4 protein-coding genes are annotated in these 16,871 nt (G+C 69.7%); 1 reads left to right on the top strand and 3 read right to left on the bottom strand.

Translation table 11 applies throughout. From position 1 onward, the window contains the following. Nucleotides 1-30 precede the first annotated feature (30 nt). Nucleotides 31-3,390 carry a right-handed parallel beta-helix repeat-containing protein gene (locus KIF24_RS10455; RefSeq protein ID WP_221083864.1) on the bottom strand — a complete coding sequence of 1,120 codons (3,360 nt, stop codon included), beginning with the start codon at nt 3,388-3,390 and terminating at the stop codon, nt 31-33. A gap of 43 nt (nt 3,391-3,433) precedes the next feature. Continuing rightward, entirely contained in the window at nt 3,434-5,737 is a 2,304-nt protein-coding gene (locus tag KIF24_RS10450) for a hypothetical protein (RefSeq protein ID WP_221083863.1), read from the bottom strand. Nucleotides 5,738-5,936: 199 nt separating this feature from the next. Here KIF24_RS10450 and KIF24_RS10445 point away from each other — a divergent pair, with 199 nt between their 5' ends. Continuing rightward, a complete protein-coding gene (locus tag KIF24_RS10445) occupies nt 5,937-7,043 on the top strand; it encodes a hypothetical protein (protein ID WP_221083862.1) in 1,107 nt (368 codons plus the stop codon). A gap of 435 nt (nt 7,044-7,478) precedes the next feature. Here the strand turns inward: KIF24_RS10445 and KIF24_RS10440 are convergent, their stop codons facing one another. Further along, the gene (locus KIF24_RS10440; RefSeq protein WP_221083861.1) at nt 7,479-16,856 is read right to left on the bottom strand and encodes a WXG100-like domain-containing protein; all 9,378 of its coding nucleotides are present in this window, start codon (nt 16,854-16,856) and stop codon (nt 7,479-7,481) included. Nucleotides 16,857-16,871 lie beyond the last annotated feature (15 nt).

Below are 16,871 nucleotides of genomic sequence, written 5' to 3'. Positions count from 1 at the left end.
GGCCCGCGCATCCGGCAGGCGCCAGCAGGCCTACCGCCGGACCGTGAGGATCGACTCGACATCCGCGACCCGCAGGGTCCGTAGATCGTCGACCGACGGCGCGGCGGAGGTGGTCCGCAGCCGACCCGCCTGCCGCGTGACCACCTCGTCGAGAAGCTGCCGGGCGTACCGTCCGTTGCCGAATGTCTCGTCCCGGGTAGTGGCCGCGAAGTTCCTGCGCAGGGCGGCCAGTGTGTCGCCGGCACACTCGTACCCCGACGCCCGTGCCAGCTGCTCGAAGATGGCCACGAGTTCGTCGTCGCCGTAGTGATCGAAGTAGATTCGCCGGGTGAAGCGGGAGGCGAGCCCGGCATTGGCCGCCAGGAAAGCGGCCATCTCCGCCCGATAGCCGGCGACGATCACCACGACCTCGTCGCGGTGGTCCTCCATCAGCTTCACCAGCGTGTCGATGGCCTCCCTGCCGAAGTCGCCACGCCCTTCGGAGATCAGCGTGTAGGCCTCGTCGATGAACAGCAGGCCGCCACGGGCCCGATCGAACGCCTCCCGGGTGCGCTGTGCAGTGTGCCCGACGAACTCGCCGACCAGATCGAGCCGGGCGACCTCCACGAGTTGTCCACGCGGCAGGACCCCCAGCGCGGCCAGCAACTGCCCGTACAGGCGAGCCACTGTGGTCTTTCCGGTACCCGGCGGGCCTTCGAAGACCAGGTGGCGCGACAGCGACGGGGCGGGAAGGCCGGCGGCCACCCGGGCACGGGTCGTGGCCAGCAGGTCGACCAACTCGGACACCTCCTTCTTGACCCCCGCCAGGCCGATCATCGAGTTCAGGCGGGCCAGCAGCCGGTCGACCTCACCGGCGGCACCGGCGGCGGTGACTGCCGCCGACTGGGCGGCCGGCCCGTCCACGTCCTCGGGCAGTACCTGGGCCAACTGGGCATCGGTGGGGTCCGGATGCTGGGCGAGACGGTACGCCTGCCGCCCGATCATCTCCTCGAACAGCTGCCGGGCGACCCGCGCGTTGCCGAACGACTCACCGCGTGGAAGCCGGTCGAAATGCTCGTGCAAAGCGCGGCGGGTCTCGTACTCCAGCGAATACTGGTGGTCCCGGCACAACGCCTCGACGATCGTGACGAGCTCCGCCGAGGAATAGCCGGCGAACTCGATGGTCTTGGCGAACCGGGAGGCGAGTCCGGGATTGGTCGCCAGAAACCCGCGCATCTGTGGGGCGTACCCGGCGACGATGACCACGACCTCGTCGCGGTGGTCCTCCATCAGCTTCACCAGCGCGTCGACGGCCTCCCGGCCGAAGTCCGTCCCGCCGCCGGAGTCGCCGGTGGTCAGGGTGTACGCCTCGTCGATGAAGAGCACGCCGCCGCGCGCCTGGGTGAACCGTTCCCTGGTCTTCACCGCCGTCCCGCCCACATGCTCGGCCACCAGATCTGCCCGGGAGACCTCGACGACCTCGCCGGTGGCGATCACCCCGAGTGCCGCGAGAATTCGCCCGTAGAGGCGGGCCACCGTGGTCTTGCCGGTGCCCGGCGGCCCGGCGAAGACCATGTGCCGGGACATGGGCGGAGTGGGCAGCCCCGCCGCCGCCCGGCGCCGTGCGATCCGGTGCAGGCCGGCCAGCGTGGCGACCTCCTGCTTGACCGCCGCCAGACCGACGAGTGCGGCGAGCTCGGCGAGCACCGGGGCCGTCGGATCGGCCGGCTCTACGGAGGATGCTTCCGCTCGCCCCGGCTGCCCGGCCGTGGCCTCGGGCACCAGCGCGAGGGGTGGCGAACCGTCTCGCGCGGCGACGGACATGACGGCGGCCGGCGGCCCGCCCGCCAGGCCCGGTGGTTGAAGCGGTCCGTCCGATGTAGCGGCCCGGATCGCGACGGTACGCCGTACCTGCTCGCCACGGTTGCCGGTGACCGTGCACCCGGTCAGCTCGATCTCCTCCGCCGTGTCGATGCGCACCCCGTCCCCGCCGTTGCCGACGACCTCGCAGCCGTGCAGCGTGCCGGAGGAGCCGGCCTCGAAGTGCACTCCCGGGCCTTCGCCGCCCCGGATGCGGACGCGCGACAGGCATGCCGTTCCGCCGCCACGGACCCGGACGCCCGTACCGCTGCCATCGGCCAGATCAGCGCCCTCGACATGGACCGCGCCACCCAGAGTGACCCGTACCCCTTCGCGCCCGCCCCGGACCACCAGGTCGGACAGCCGGGGCGTGCCGCCGCCGGCAAGCACCGCGGCCTGGCCGCAGTCCGCCACCCGGATTCCGGCCATCGCGGCCGTGCTCTCGCCGGTGACGCTCACGCCGTACTCACCGGCGTTGGTGATGCTGAGCCGGCGCAGCTGCGGACCGGCCTGATCGGTGACGGCCACACCAATGGCACCCCCGCGCACCGCCAGATCGGTGACCGTTCCGCCGGCCCGGTCGAGAAATACCAGGCCGGCCGGTTCGCACCCGTCGACTGTTCCGCGTTCGACGACCGGCGCGGCGTCGTCGCGCACCGCGATCCCGGCCGCCGCAGCGCCGGTCACCGAACAGTCGGTGATGCTGCCGGTCGCGGATTCCAACACCAGGATTCCGTGGCCGGCGGTGGCGGACACCCGGCAGTCGGCCACCGAGGGCGTCGACGTACCGGAGAAGACCATCCCGTGTCCCCCAGCCGAACGCACCTCACAGTCGATGAAGGACGGCGATCCGTCGGTGACGACGGCACCGGCCGCCTGCACGTCTCGTATGGTCGTGCCGGTGAGGGTGATCGCGCCCTGCGACTCGACCAGGACACCTGGGCCGCCACACCGACTGATCTCGCAGCCGGTGAGTTCTCCGGCTCCGGCGCGAGCCGAGTAGACCCCCACCTTCGCCACGTCCGTGATGACGCAATCACGCAGCGACGGCCTTGCCTCTGAGACCACGGCCACTGCGGTCGTGCCGATCTGCCGGACGGTGACACCGGTCACCACGCCGCCGCCCCCGGCCTCGAACAACAGCCCGGCACCGGTCGGATTGGCGACGGTGCCTCCGGTCATGGTGAACCGTCCACCGCGCACATGCACCGCCACCACCGAAGTACTGTTCACCGCACAGTCGACCAGCCGGAGCGATCCGGCGACCTGGACCGTGGGCAGGGTGTCGGTGCCGCCCTTGATGACCAGCCCGCGCAGGGTCGCGTCGGCCCGGCCCGCGAACACGGCCATGCCGTCCACCGGCTCGATGGTGACCGTGCCGGACCCTTCCTCGGCCTGCACGACCACGTCCCGGTCCAGGGTCAGTGTCTCCCGGTACACCCCGGGCAGTACGGTGATCGTGTCCCCGGCACGGGCGACAGCCAGCGCCGCGGCGATGGTCGGCTGGCAGCCGGGCTCGACGGGTGACACCGAGATGATGCCTGACCTCATCGAATTCTCCTCCGCACGAAATGGTTGGCGGACCGTGCGCTCATCAGTGCGTCGACTCCACCGGATAGAACTGCCCGAAGCTGTCCACGCCGAGAGCGTGCCGGTAGCGGCCCGGCGTGGAGTCGGGCGTGACCTCGTCTCCAGGCACCAGTTCGGTCGTCGCCATCGCCCGCAACCGATCGAGGACCCGCTGTGCGGTCTGGCGTCCGCCGGGCCGACCCGAACCGGTCAGTTCGCGGAGGAAGACCCGCCCCGGCTGGTTCTCGGCGGGTGCGCCCGGCGTGGCCGGTGGCGGCGTTTCGACCGCGAGCACCTCGAACCGGGCCCCCGGCCCGAACAGCGCGTCACCGGCCCCGGGCAGCTCCTCCACGATCCGACCCATCCGACGTGCCGTGACCGACCAGATCATGTACTCGACGGTGGCAGTGGTGTGGCGTCGCCGGCCGAGGTGCGCTTCGACGAACCCTGGCTCGGTAAGGACCATTCCCGGCCGGTACCGCTGCACCAGTGCGACCGGCGGGTCACCGACGCGTACCAGCGCTCCCAGGTGGGCCGGGCAGCGGGCCAGGCCGAGCGCCGCCCAGCCGGCCAGGACCAGCGCCCGTTGGGTGGCGTCGTCGTCTGGTGGGTCTCGCAGCGTCTGGTCGACGAACCCGTGCTCGGCCGCGCACCACGCCCGCAGCGCCGTGAGGGCAGCCAAGAGGTCGTACCCCTGATGACCTGCGCGGAGGCCGGGTTGCTCGGCCAGCAGCCGGGTCACGAACCGGGCATGCTTGTCGAACTGGTCGGACAACACGCTCCGCAGAGCCGTTCGCTCGCCAGCGGCCCGCGCCGGGTCACCGAGGCGCAGTGGGCGCGGGCGCGGCAGATCACCCGCAGTCGGTTCGGATCCCTCCGCCACGCCGAGCTGAAGGTCGTCGACCGCCCCCAGATCCCGCTCCGGGACCGGTACCGGTCGCACGGCGGCCGGCTCCGGTACGGTTACCGGGACTTCGACCACGCTCACCGCCGGGCACGGCCAGACCGGGTCCAGCAGTGCCAGCACTGCCACGTCCACCGAGGCGGCGGACGCCGGAGTCTCGATGGCCGGAGCCGGAGCCGGGGTCGAGGCCAGGACCGACGCCGAGGAAGCAGGCCTCGCGTATGGGATCGGAGCAGGGAACCAGTGTCCCAGTGGCTCCGGCCGACGAACCTGCTCCCCGTTACGCCGAGGCCGCCACCGATGAAACGTGCCCCCGGTGACCAGCGCGCCGGTCGGACCGGTGAACACCGTGCCGTCAGCTGCCAGCACCGGTACGCCGAGTCCGTTGGCCAACCCGCCGTAGAGCAGACCGGCCACGGCCGTCGGCGGAGCCCTTCCCGTCGGGACCGCCACGACTGGGCGCTGCCGCCAGCCTGGGCAGGCACGCACGTGCCGTGCGAGACCACTCGGCGTGATGGGACGTCCGCCCGCGAGGACGGTTCCCGCTCGCACCTCCACCTCGACGACGAACGCGGGTACCCCCGTGGCGGTACCCGCCGCCGTGGCCGGCGCACCTGGGTGGGGGGAGGTGGCGAAGCTCCAGCCCGCCGGGGTGGCGTGCCCGGGTGGCGGGTCGGCCACCGGTCCGGGACCCGACTCGCGTGCGTCGGCCGCCGCCGCGTCGCCGCGGGCAGGCACTTGCTCGTCAGGGTGCGGTCGAAACCGGACTGGTGTGGACAGCGGTCCGATCCTGCGCCGCCCGGCCAGCAACCGGATCCGGCCATCCGGATCGGCCACCAGATCCACGCTCATGCCACTCCGCAGCTCGGATCCGAGCGCGTTCGCGACGTCGTGGCGATTGCTGTCCGCCGCCGTCGCGGACCATGCCGGCACCCCGATCCGCAGCGGATACGGCCGCGCGTTCGGCCTGGGTGGACCCGGCAGATCTCCCGCACCGTCACGCGGATCGGCCCGGCCTACGTACGGACCGGCCAGAGGCAGGAGCGGATCACCGGCCACGTCGCGGGGTGCCCACACCACCTTGCGCCCGGTATGGTCGGTGACCACCCGGACCCAGACCGCCGCCCGCTCGGCCCAGCCGGCGGTCGGGTAACCGGGCCAGTCCGGTTCCCGGCAGGTGGCCAGCCGGATCCGCAGTTCGGTGCCCTCCAGAGCCGACTTCAGCATGGCGGGCAGCGTGTCGGGCAGCCGGGGATGCCCGACGGCGCCGGGGGTCAGCAGTACGGTCACCCGGTCGGGCTCCACCGGCAACGTGAGGGCGTAGGACCGCAGCGGTTCGGCCGGCTCGTCGTCCGTTCGCACCGCCAACGCCAGACCGGGGGCGTCCAACCGCAGCGCGGACGGTTGCCGGCGAAAGATCCGCACCCGTTCTCCCGTTCGTCTCGGTGGTGCCGCAGCCGAGATGCGGCCCGTTCCAGAACGCCTGCCGCGTCGTGCCCGGTTCACCGATTCCGGGTCTTTTTCTCCAGCTGCCAAGGCACGCCCGACCACGGACGGTGGACGGACGTTTCGCCCCCGACCGGGGTAGCGTCCGTGCGGCCCAAGCGAACGAGGGGAAGATGGAATGAGCTCGCGTGACGTCACGGCGTTCGATCAGCGACGAGCCTGGCACCACTTGTTGCTGTGGCTCGCCGGACGAGTGGCCGACGACCTGCTCAGTGAGGCCCGAGCCTGGCTGGCGGAGGATCGGCTGACCGAGGTGGCGCAGGGGGTGGCGTTCGCCGTCGCGTCCAGCGGGATCCTGGTACGCGCCGAGCACGCCACGCTGATCCGCGAACGACTCGCCGAGACCGGTGACGACATGGGCGTCATGCAGTACATCGACCGGACCGACGTCGACGTGCTGCCGCCGTTCGACTTCGCACCCATCGCACCGGACACGCTGGGCACGGGTGGCAACGGTCTGCCCCGGGTCCTGGACCTGAGCAGCGTGTACCCGGACGGGTCGGGTCCGGACGACGTGGACCGTGCGGCCCGCGACGCCGTCGCCGAAGTCGCCGCCCAGGGCGGCATCCGGGGGCTCTGGCGGGCCTGGCGTCTACCGGCGAGGCAGAGCCCATGGCCGCCACCGAAGCGGGTGTTCCTCGCCCTCGTGGACGCCGACGGGAGCCTGACGGCAGGCGCGATCGATCCGCCGTCGCTCACCCTGCGGCTGCAAACCGCGTTGACCACGGCCGGCGAGGAGAGCCCCCAGGTCGAGGTCGCCGAGGTCACCATGGACCTACCGGCCTACCACCGGATCCTGTTGGGCGGAGCCGCGCTGCTCTGGACCAGCTGCCCGGCCCCGGTGGTCGAGTTGGCCCGGGTCTTCGACCATGTCGATCCGGCCACCGGTCCCGGCTTCGATCCGGAGCACCCCCTGGTGGAAGACCCGCAGGAGCGGTCACGCCTGGTGGCCTATCTGGACGGCGGCGCGATGCTGCTGCACACCACGGCAGCCATGGACGATGTCGTGCAACGTGATCGCGTCGGTGTGGTTCCGATGAACTTCCGCACCGACGGCACCTGGATCTGGACCGATACGGTGAGCTACTACCTCAAACGGTACGGCTTGGCTCCCGACCCGGCTCTCCTGGCGCACATCGCCGGGCAGGATTTCCGCACACCTGCTCCGGACGCCGTGGCGCTGCACCGGGCCATGGCGGTCCTTCAGGCGCCCTCGCCGGCCTAACCTGCTGCGCAGGCAACGGCTGCTCCCACTGGCGCGCCGGTACGGGTGGGGCGGGGCGCACCTCACCCGGTCAGCGGTCCGGTGTCACGAGTCAGTTTGAACGGGGGAACTCACCTGGAGCGGGCTCGATCCGCAACTCTCCCGGGCCAAGCTCGTTTCGAGCACCCAGCACTTTCTCGATAGTGGGCACGTACTCGTCGATCATTTCGTCCAGGGCGTCGAAGAGATCGGACGAGTCGTTGGCCGGCCGGGAGATCTCGGGCAGCAGTTGGGCCGGGACGGGGGCGTCGGGGCGTTCAGGGCGACATGGAGGTCGCTTGAGCCGCTGTCGGTGTTGGTCGGGTCACCGAGGAGGGTCGGTCGGGCGGTGATCCAAGTTCCGGTGTCGGTGCCGATGCCGCCGTGTGGCCCGCGCCGGGCGCTGGCGGGCAGCGCCTATGCCGCGGTGTGTTCCAGCTGCCAGCGGACGACCGCATCGTGCACCGTCTCATTGGGACGGACCGAGGCGATCACGAGGCCGGCGGGGATGGCGGTGCCGGGGCCGGTCACCGCGGTACGCCACACCTCGACGTCGATCAGTGCCTGCTGGGCTTTCGTGATCCGGTCCCGCAGGTCCGCCAGGGCGTCCGCGTGCGCCTGCACGGCTTCCAACTCCACCAGAGCGGCCGAGTTGGGTCCCGGGTCAGCGGGGGTGACCGCGATGCCCTGGCCGGCGGCCTGGTTCGCGGCGGCAGTATAGGCGGCCTGCGCGGCCGTCTGGTAGGTGTCGATGGCGGTCCGCGCCACGGTGACGGCTTTGTACGCTGCGCCGACGGTGGTCACGGTCACGGTGCGACCGACGGCGTCCTCCCGCAGCCAATCGCTGGAGTCGGCTGTCAGCCAGGTGCCGACCTGGTCCAGCGCCTCGGTCAGGGCAACGTCCGAGGGGAGGTCGGTCAGCGGCTTGCCGGGTTTCGGGATCGCGGTCACCAGGTTGTTCGTGGCTTCCCGCAAATCCGCTTGCTTCCGATCGGTCAACCACATGATGGCGGGCACCGGGTCGGTCACCTTCTCGAGCGCCGTTCCGGTCGCCTTGACCTCGGCGACCATCGCCAGACCGCGCAGCGCGGGGTGGAGTTTGCCCAACAGATCCGGCAGGGCGGCGCGGGACGCGGGGTCGGTGCCCACGATGAGCAGCGGCCCGGTCGCCCGAGGAGGCACCGACCGAACCTCTGCGGTCGGATTGTCCACCGGTGGCGGGTCGGGGCGCAGCCACAGTCCGGCCGGGGTCGCCTCCACGGCCACCCCGGCGTGCCCGGGTAACTGATATGTCCCCGGCGAGGTCTCGACCGTCCCGTGCCCGGCCGTCAACCACTGGTCCGTCGGCCGGATCTCGTCCTGAGTCGGAGGTTGCACAGGCCCGGGCCCAGCCGGTGTGAACGTCATCGCGGCCACGATCGGTTGCCACCCGGGCTTCCCATGTGGATCGTCGGGGTCCGAGCCGACCACGACCGCCGGCCCGGCCAGCGGGTCGCTCATGGGTGCCGTGGGCACCACGACCGTCGCACCATGATCGGTAGCCAGCTTCTGGTAGATCGACGGACCGGTCAGGTCGGTCTGGTTCATGCCCTGCACACCTTGCATCCGGATCCGAGTCGGCGCGGAGCCGGGACGCAGACTGTCGAGAAACGCCGTGAGCTGGTCGATGGTCACGCCCGGCCCGACCAGCAGCGGGGGGTCGTTCGCCGACGGCAGATCGGAGATGTCACCATGGGCCGACGGATCACCTGCGGCGCGCAGTCGCAACTGGCCGTCGTGGACGTCCAGCCGCGTACCGTCCGGTTTGGCCACCTCGGTCAGGCTCTTGGGGAAGCCCAGCCGCTCCTGCCAGCCGAACATCCCATGTGCCTTGATGTCGGCCTCCCACAGGCGCACCAGCGCACCGAATTCCACCCTGTTGGTGACCGGGCGCGCCTGCTCGGCTCCCGCTATGTCGACATCCTGGTTCACGTAGAAGATCAGGTTGACCGCGTACAGCCCGGAGTTGCCCTTCATTTTGATCTTGTTGCCCACGCTCGACGCCGACCCGGATCCCGACTGGTTCCGGCTCCCGGAACTGGCCGCGCCGTCCACCGCTGGCTCGTGCGGGACCCAGTCGTGCGCCGTGCGGTCGGCCGGATCGCTGCTGTTCGGAGTGAGATATTCGGGCTGGCTGCCGATCCGCGGCGCCGTGCTCAGGGCGATCGAGCCCTCGCTGCCCTTGGCCCCGGTCTCCCGGACACCGTTCGACTCCTCGGTCTGAAACTCCAACTCGACCTTGTCGGTTCCGTCGACCAGAAGAGGCTGCCCCTCGAACAACGCCCGTACGACGACGCCGCTCTTGGTGACGTAAGCGCCCTTGTCGTCGAAGACCGGACCGGTCTTCACCGGCTGGCTCAGGGTGCCGGCGACAGTCGCCAGCGACGTCTCGGGGTTGAGGAAGTCGTCGAGGAAGTCCTCGACATGCCGGCTGTTGATCAATGAGGTGCCCGAGGTGGTGTCCGTTTTCCCGTACGCCGCACTGATCGCCGCCCGCAACGGCGCGCCCAACGCGCCTTCGAGCCAGTACCGCGTCCCCTGCCGGAACATCCAGGCCGAACTGACGCCCGGCTGCACCGGCTGCGGGCCTGACGGCACGGGTGACGGGTAGGCCAGAGCCGCGAGGTCGGTGACCGCACCGGTGTTCGCCAGGACCACACTCAGCCCCGGCGACCTGTCGGTCGCCGACTTGGGTACGGCCATCTGCACGGCACCGGCCTGGTCGACCCCGTCGGAGGTCCATTTCTGGCGGCCCCACCCCTGATTCATGAGTAGCAGGCCTCTGCCCATGGCGGTGCCGAGCTTCGTAGGTATCCGATCGACCGTCACCTCGACGACGTACTCGTGGTCGACCGAGAACGGTGCCAGTTCGCCGGACTTCTCCACGTACCCGGAAAGGGAACTGACCTTGTTGACCTGCTTGCCGCGCTCCCGGAAACCGCTCATGCCGAGATTCGTCTGAGCGGGCATCATCTGCAGGCCGGGTTGATTACCGGGACCATGCTGCAGCCGGTTCTGTCCGTGGTATGCGGCGATGGCGCCGGCGGACACCCCCTTGCGGCTGACGACGAGGGCACGTTCGCTGGTGGAATGAGCCTGAAAGAGCGAGGCGGAGATGCCGACCGGCAGCGGATTTCCTGGCCCGGTCGAGGTGCTCTTCGCCCGGACGGCGACCTTGACGACTACCTTGACCCCGACCTCTCCGCTGTCCACCGTACGGGTGGCGATGAGGCCCCCGTCGTAGAGCCCGTGCCCGGATCGGCGCAGGTTCTCCTTGCCCAGCAGGTCGGCGGCCATGTCGGCGGCCTCCCGACGAAGGCGCTCCGGCATCGCTGGCTGGATCCCCGTGTAACCGGTCCCGCCCGGCAGCGACTGCTCGATGCGGTCCCGCAGGGACGCGGCACCGACCCCCGCGATGGTCGGATCGACGGCGTCGTTGAAGAACCCGTTTCCTACGAGCGTGGTCATGAAGGCCGGAGCCCGGGCCGCGAGCCCACCGGCGCCAGCCGGTACCGCCAAGCCGAGGATCCTGTTGGCCTCAGCCTGACTCACCTGGAGGAGGACCGACTGATCGGCGACCAACCTGACCGTCACCTCCTGCGGTTTGGCGACGTCGAGCGAGCCGGACGCCTGCACGGAACCGGTGAGGGTGATGACCATTCCGGCGAGCAGGATTTCGGATACGCCGTCGAACACCTCACGTCGCGCCACACTGCTCGAGGTTTCGACGTCGGCACGTTTGCCCTTCGACTGGGAGTACCCCGCCCGCGCCCCGGCGGCGTTGCGGTGCGCACCCTTCGGGTCCCCGGACGGTGGAACGTTGGAGTTCGAGATCACCAACGCCGAGGACGCGAGTTCGTGGCCGGAATCGTTACGCTCGCCGGATTCGGTACGATGAACGACCTCCTGTGAACCATGAATCGGTGCGTCCTTGACCAGCTTCGCCATCTTGATCGGCCCGAAGAACTCCACCTTCACGGTCAGGTCACCCTTGAGGTCGGTGAAGGCGGCCTCGCTGAGCAGCGAGATGGGGGCACGACCGGAGATGTGCACGTCCAGGAACGCGCGAAACGCGTCCATGTCGATGGCCTGCCGCAGCGCCGCCTCAGCCGGCGAGCCGGGTTCGGTCAACGCCGACGAATGGTACGGAAGCGGGTTTCCCGCCAAGTCCGTCACGCTGCCGGATCGCCAACTCGTCCACAGCTTGCCGCCGGTACCGTTGAATCCTTCCGGACCGCCACTCAACGCCACATCCGCGGCCGTGAAGAGAGCGTCGCCCTGAATACTGACGTCGAGGATGTGGTGCGGACCGCTGATGGTGAACGGCGACGGAACCGGTGAAACCAGGGCTGGTTCGGTGACAAGGTGAACGCTGGGCGGAGTGAAGTTCGGCAGGGCTCGGACGATCGAGTCCAGGGTGGGCAACGACAGGCGCAGTCCGCCCTCTACCGCCAGGACGATGGGGGTGGCGACCGTGGTGACCAGCGCCCGGGCGACTCCAGGTGACTTGGCCAGCGCCGCGCGCGGCCGGTTCGCGTACTCGGTGAAGATCGTGAACGTGATGTTGGCGCGATACGGCCTGGTCGGCCGGCTTGATTTGACGATGCTGCCGGTGGTGACCGCAGACCCGCCGGTCATGAACCGCTGTCGACGATGGACCCGCCGATAGCCGGTCCGGATCCGGAACCGCCGGACCATGGTCGGGCTCGAGTCGGTCCTCGCCCCGCCCTGAAAATAGGCACCGTACTTGACCACTGTGCCGATGCCGCGACCCTTGGTCACGCCGATCGTGGCCTGGGTGGCATCCTCGATCTGGGTGGTCCGGCTCTCCGCGCCGTCGGCCACCTCACGATCCACATCCAGTGCCGAAGTCATCTCCATCTTGATGACCACGTTGACGTACCGGGAGGGGGTGTGCGTGCCGCGCCGCACGGAGGGCGGGCGGGTCAGCGGGACACGAAGACCGCCGGAGAGCAGCGACCGCCACGAGCCACCCCGCTGGATGTTCTGGATGGCATGGCGTAGCCGGGCCTCGTTGTGACGCTGGCGCTGACGTCCGAAGCTACCCTGCGCGGGCAGCAGGTCCGGGCTCACCGCACGGACGGCGTCCACCGCGCTCTTCCACAACGAGTTGCCTCGATACCCGGTTCGGATCTCACGGATGTCCGGAAGCACCATCGGCTGCCATTGGTAGATCTTGGGCAACACGGACGTGGGGCCGGCCGACGCGGTAGGGCCTGACGTCGTCGCGGTCGAGGTCGTGGCGCTGGCGCCAGCCGAGAAAGCGCCCGGGTAGCCGAGGCGCCGTGCGTCGTCCGGGGTCAACCAGCGGTACGAGAACACCTGACCGGGGCCGGGAACACCGGCGCCGGGAGCCGATGGGACGGCGGACATGTCGATGGAGGTCGGCGGCGTCTTCCCGTCGGCCGACGTGAGGACCATACCCTCGACGGTGATCGGAATCCGATACAGCAGCAGATCGCCGGTGGTCTTGCTCTTGGCGTCGATCTGCGCGACCGCCTCGCTGCTGATCGACGACGTGACCGTCCGCTCGACGGAGGCCGTACCGGCGAGCACGAGGGTGCCGTAGTCCGCCTTTGGTGACGGAGTGTTGCTGGTGGCCGCGTGTACGCCCAGGGTCGCGGCCAACCGTACGGCTGTCTCGTCGGTCTTGCTGTTGCTCACCCCGTAGCCGCTGCGCAATGCGGTCTCGCCGCGGCCTGTGGTGGAGATCGTGGTCAGCAGGACCGGCGTCCCCAGTGTGCCGGTCAGCGAGATCTGCCCCCGGGTGACGGTGAACCTGCCCTTGCTGCCGCCACGGATACCGCCGGCCCGGCGGGAGGTCATCTTGTCGGTGTGGTAGCCGCCGGTGGTGATCCCGCTGTCGTGTCCGGCGAGCCCCTTGGCCGACAGCGCCGCCGCCAGATCCGCCCGGAACTTCCCGCCCACCTTCTTGATACCGTCCGGCACCTGTGCCATGACAGCGTCGAAGAACGTCGGCGACACCGCCACTCCCGCCGAGACCGACGAGGCGGGCAGGCGGAATCGGGCGGCGTCCGCGCGTACGACGTTGATCTTCTCGGCCGTTGCTCCGGGCCTCAGCGCCGCTTCGGCTCTGTCCTGCCGGTCCTTGACCTCGTCGTCGGCTCGGGTTTGCGCGTTGGACAGATCCGTCGCGGTGAGCTGGGCGAGTGTGTGCACCGCCGCGAAGGTCACCTGGGTGCCATTGACCGACACCAGGGCGACCGGCGTGTCCTGGCCCCGCCAGACAGCACTGACCTGAAGATCGAAGGTCGCCTGGTAGAACCTCTGGGAATTGTCTGGGTCATGCGGGCCGGTACCCGCCGGAGCCACGGTGAGCTCTTCGTTCGAGCGGTTGGAACGCTGCGCCTGCTGAGTCCTGGTCGTCGACGACGCGACACCGGCCGAGGCGGAGGGGCCGATCGTGACCGGCAGGCCGCCGAATCCCGGACCGGTCATCGAGTAGGACACCGCGCCCGAAGCCGTCTTGGTGCCGCTCACCACTCCGAGGGAGTCGGCACCACTCTCGCGCTGAGGCTGTCGGCGATCCGGACTGCTGCCGTTGGAGAACGGATCGGCGGAAGCGCCGCCTCCGGTGGCGTCGGCGTACCCGACGTCGCGCATCGGTCCCTGGACACGCAACAGCAGTTCGATCGCGGCGGTGCCCGAGCCGAGAGTCAAGCGTAGGCCGTTGCCGTTGTGCATGTCGTCGACGCCATCGACCAGGACCTCATCGGTCAACTGCTCGTCGACCAGGTGACTCGCCTGTGCCTGGGTGATGCCGAACTCGGCTCGGCTGGCGAGGGACTGCGAGATGCGCTGGCGGATCGTGTCGGTGTTGCTCAGGGCGATCGCCGGTGCTGTCGGACCACCGACGATTCCCGGAGCTGTCAGGAGGTCCGGTTGGTGCGACAACAGGGTGAACCCGGTCGGCATCGGATAGCCGGTGGGCAGGGTCAACGTGGCCCAGGGATACCACCCGGACTCGACGGTCCGCTCCTGGGGAGATGCGGGGTCGGGGTCGGCGGTCCGCTCCGGCGAGGCTTCCGCCTCCTCCTCTACGGAACTGGCCGGCGGATCGTCACGCTCGGGTCGGCCGTCGCGAAGATACGGGCCAACGTCGGTGACCTTGACGCCGCCGGCACCGTCCGGCTCGTACTCGACGAAGGTTCCCGTCGCGGAGAGGTTGGGCCGCATCCGCCCGTCCGGGCTGACCTCCGCGGCGACGGCCCATCCCGTACGGCCGCCGCCGGAGCCCACCATCGTCCACGCGTACGTCGTAGCGGCCACCACCGGCGTCCCCAGCGCGACGGCGAGGTCCGCGGCGAAGACCGGACCGGTGGTGGCACCGCCACACGAGATGAGTTGGACCGCTGTGCCTGGTCCGCTGTCGGGCAGTGCCCGCAACACCTGAGCGAACTGCACCGCGGTCAGCTTGCGACCACCGGCGAGTACCCGGGCGCCGTCGCCATGCACGAGCACCCGAGACTTCTCGGTCGACGTGGGAACGTAGCGGGCGGCCTGTTCGTCGGTCACCCGGTCGGGGCCGGGAAAGAGGATGCCGCCGCCGCTCACGATGGCGGTGCTCGCGATGTCGCGCGCCTCGGCGTCGGTGAGGACGACCTCCTCGGCCGAGAAGGTGTCCGGCGCGACATCGGGAAAAGGCGACAGATCCGCAACGCTCGACGCGGCGGCAGGATCGGTGATCGCGAACGCCGTACTTGGGGACGGCGGCATCGGGGTCACGGAAGCGACCGCTTGGGGATTGGTGTCCGCCGTGGCCGCCGGTTGTGGGGCGCCGACCGCCGCGGCCGCCGATGTCGGGACAGTCGCGTCCGAATCAACCTCGGTCGGTGCTGGCTCCATGATCGGATCGGGTGCCTGATGTCCGGCTCCATCAAGGTCCGATCGGCCCTCGCGCCGGTCCGACCTGGTGGTAAGCGGAAACGGATGCTGGGACCAGAGCATCGGCGATGTCCCAGCTACCCCATCGCCGCCGAGAAAGGGGTTCGTCTGTGGAGCAGAGCTGACCAACGGGGACGGGTCAGCAGAGCCGAACGGGTTCGACGAGCTGAACGGGTTCATCGAAGCGTACGGGTTGGTCGAGGCGGACCGGTCGACGCCGGGTGCCGGGGTTCCCCCTTCTTGTGTGCTCCGGTCCCCGAAGGGATTCGTCGTGGAAGTCCCCGGGCTGTTGACGGCATCCGCTCCGGCATCCGGACCTGTCGGACCCGACGAGTCCGGAAATCGCGGTTCCTGTGAACCCGGCAGGCCCTGCGGGCTTTGCAGATCTTGTGGGGCGAACGGGTTGGTGACGCCGGCCGGCGCCTGGACAACGGTCGAGTCGGACTGTGACACTCCGTCACCAGGAACTACCGCGACCCCGTCTCCAGTGATCAGTCCGTCACCGGGGCCAGCCTGTCCCGCCGCAGTTGACGTGGGTTCGGAACCCGGCGGGCGATCCATCGCGGATGGCGCGTCAGGGCCCGACTGCGGCGAGACCGGCGGGTCGGACAGCGCACTCGCAGACGACGGCGACGGCGACGGGTCGGTGACCTTGACGGGCCCAGGATCCGCAGTAGTTGATTCCCGAGAGTTGGGCGGGAGCGGCCCGTCCGGGGTCACCTGCGGTCCAGGGCTTTTCGAGTCGGCAGCCGATACCCGGGATCCGTCCGGAACCGTGGGAACGTTGTTGACGATGGCACCGCCGGGAAGATTGCGATGCAGCACATCACCGAGGTATTCGCCGAACGCGCCGTTGAGGCCGGAGAAGACGCCGGAGGTCGCGGCGAACCCGGAGACATCCCAACCTTCGCCTCGCATCAGGCCGTACAGGCCCTCGGTGAGGTACTCCGCACCTGCTTCCTGGCCGATTTCGCCGATCTTGTCAAGAAGAGGGGATCCGGTCGGAGACGGTGTGTTCGCCAGCCCACGTGGCGGGACCACCGGAACGTCGTCCGCGACTTCCTTGCCACCAGGTCCGTCGAACGTCGCGGTCAGATGCCGCAGAGCGTTCGGCCCCGCGTCGACGCCGTCGCGCCGGAGGAGCTTTCCGAGACCTTTCCCCAGTCCGCTGCCGAGGCTACCCAGGCCGAGACTGACCGCCCCGCCGAGAAGCCCCACCTCGGCGGACTGCCTGGTCAGGTTCCCGTCCCAGTCGTCCCGGGTGCCCATCGACAGCTGGATACGCTGAGCCAGGGCGTCCATGGTGACCTGGAAGAGCACGCCCATCACCATGTTGGAAACCACCAGCATGATCAGCCGACGCAGCAGCGTCTGCATCATGAAGCGGACGATCGCGCACCGGGCGGCGATCCACCCCCACAGCCCCGGAAAGAAGAAGGCGAGAGCCACCGTGACGGCCAGCTCGACCATCAATTCGACAATCGTCAAAATGATGATGAGCTTGACGTACTGAACCTGGGTGCCGGTCTTGCGCGCCGCGTCACCCGCCTTGATGAGCTCGTCCGCGGCGGTGTAGAGATAGCGCGGGTGCTCCGTGACGAACTTCGCCATCGAAGCCGCGTACGCACGCTCCGCTTCTCCCTCGAAGTTGGCCCGGATCCCGTTGACGGCGGCCACGACGAGTGGGGCCAGATCGTCAGTGAGACCTGTTGCCGCGTCCCGGTAGGCATCGGCGACCGCGAAGAGCCGGTCCTCGTTGAGACCGGGCACCTCCTCGCCACTGACCCACTTGAGGAACTCGGCGACCTCGGGTGACGGCTGAATCGCCACGGAGTCCCCTCTCCA

The organism is Micromonospora tarapacensis (assembly GCF_019697375.1).
GTDB lineage: Bacteria > Actinomycetota > Actinomycetes > Mycobacteriales > Micromonosporaceae > Micromonospora > Micromonospora tarapacensis.
Note: the sequence above shows the minus strand (reverse complement) of the source record. Positions and strands in the feature narration are given on the sequence as shown.

Coding starts and splice junctions, on each gene's coding strand:
- KIF24_RS10455 (WP_221083864.1), bottom strand. CDS start 3,390: ATGAGGTCAGGCATCATCTCGGTGTCACCCGTCGAGCCCGGCTGCCAG.
- KIF24_RS10445 (WP_221083862.1), top strand. CDS start 5,937: ATGAGCTCGCGTGACGTCACGGCGTTCGATCAGCGACGAGCCTGGCAC.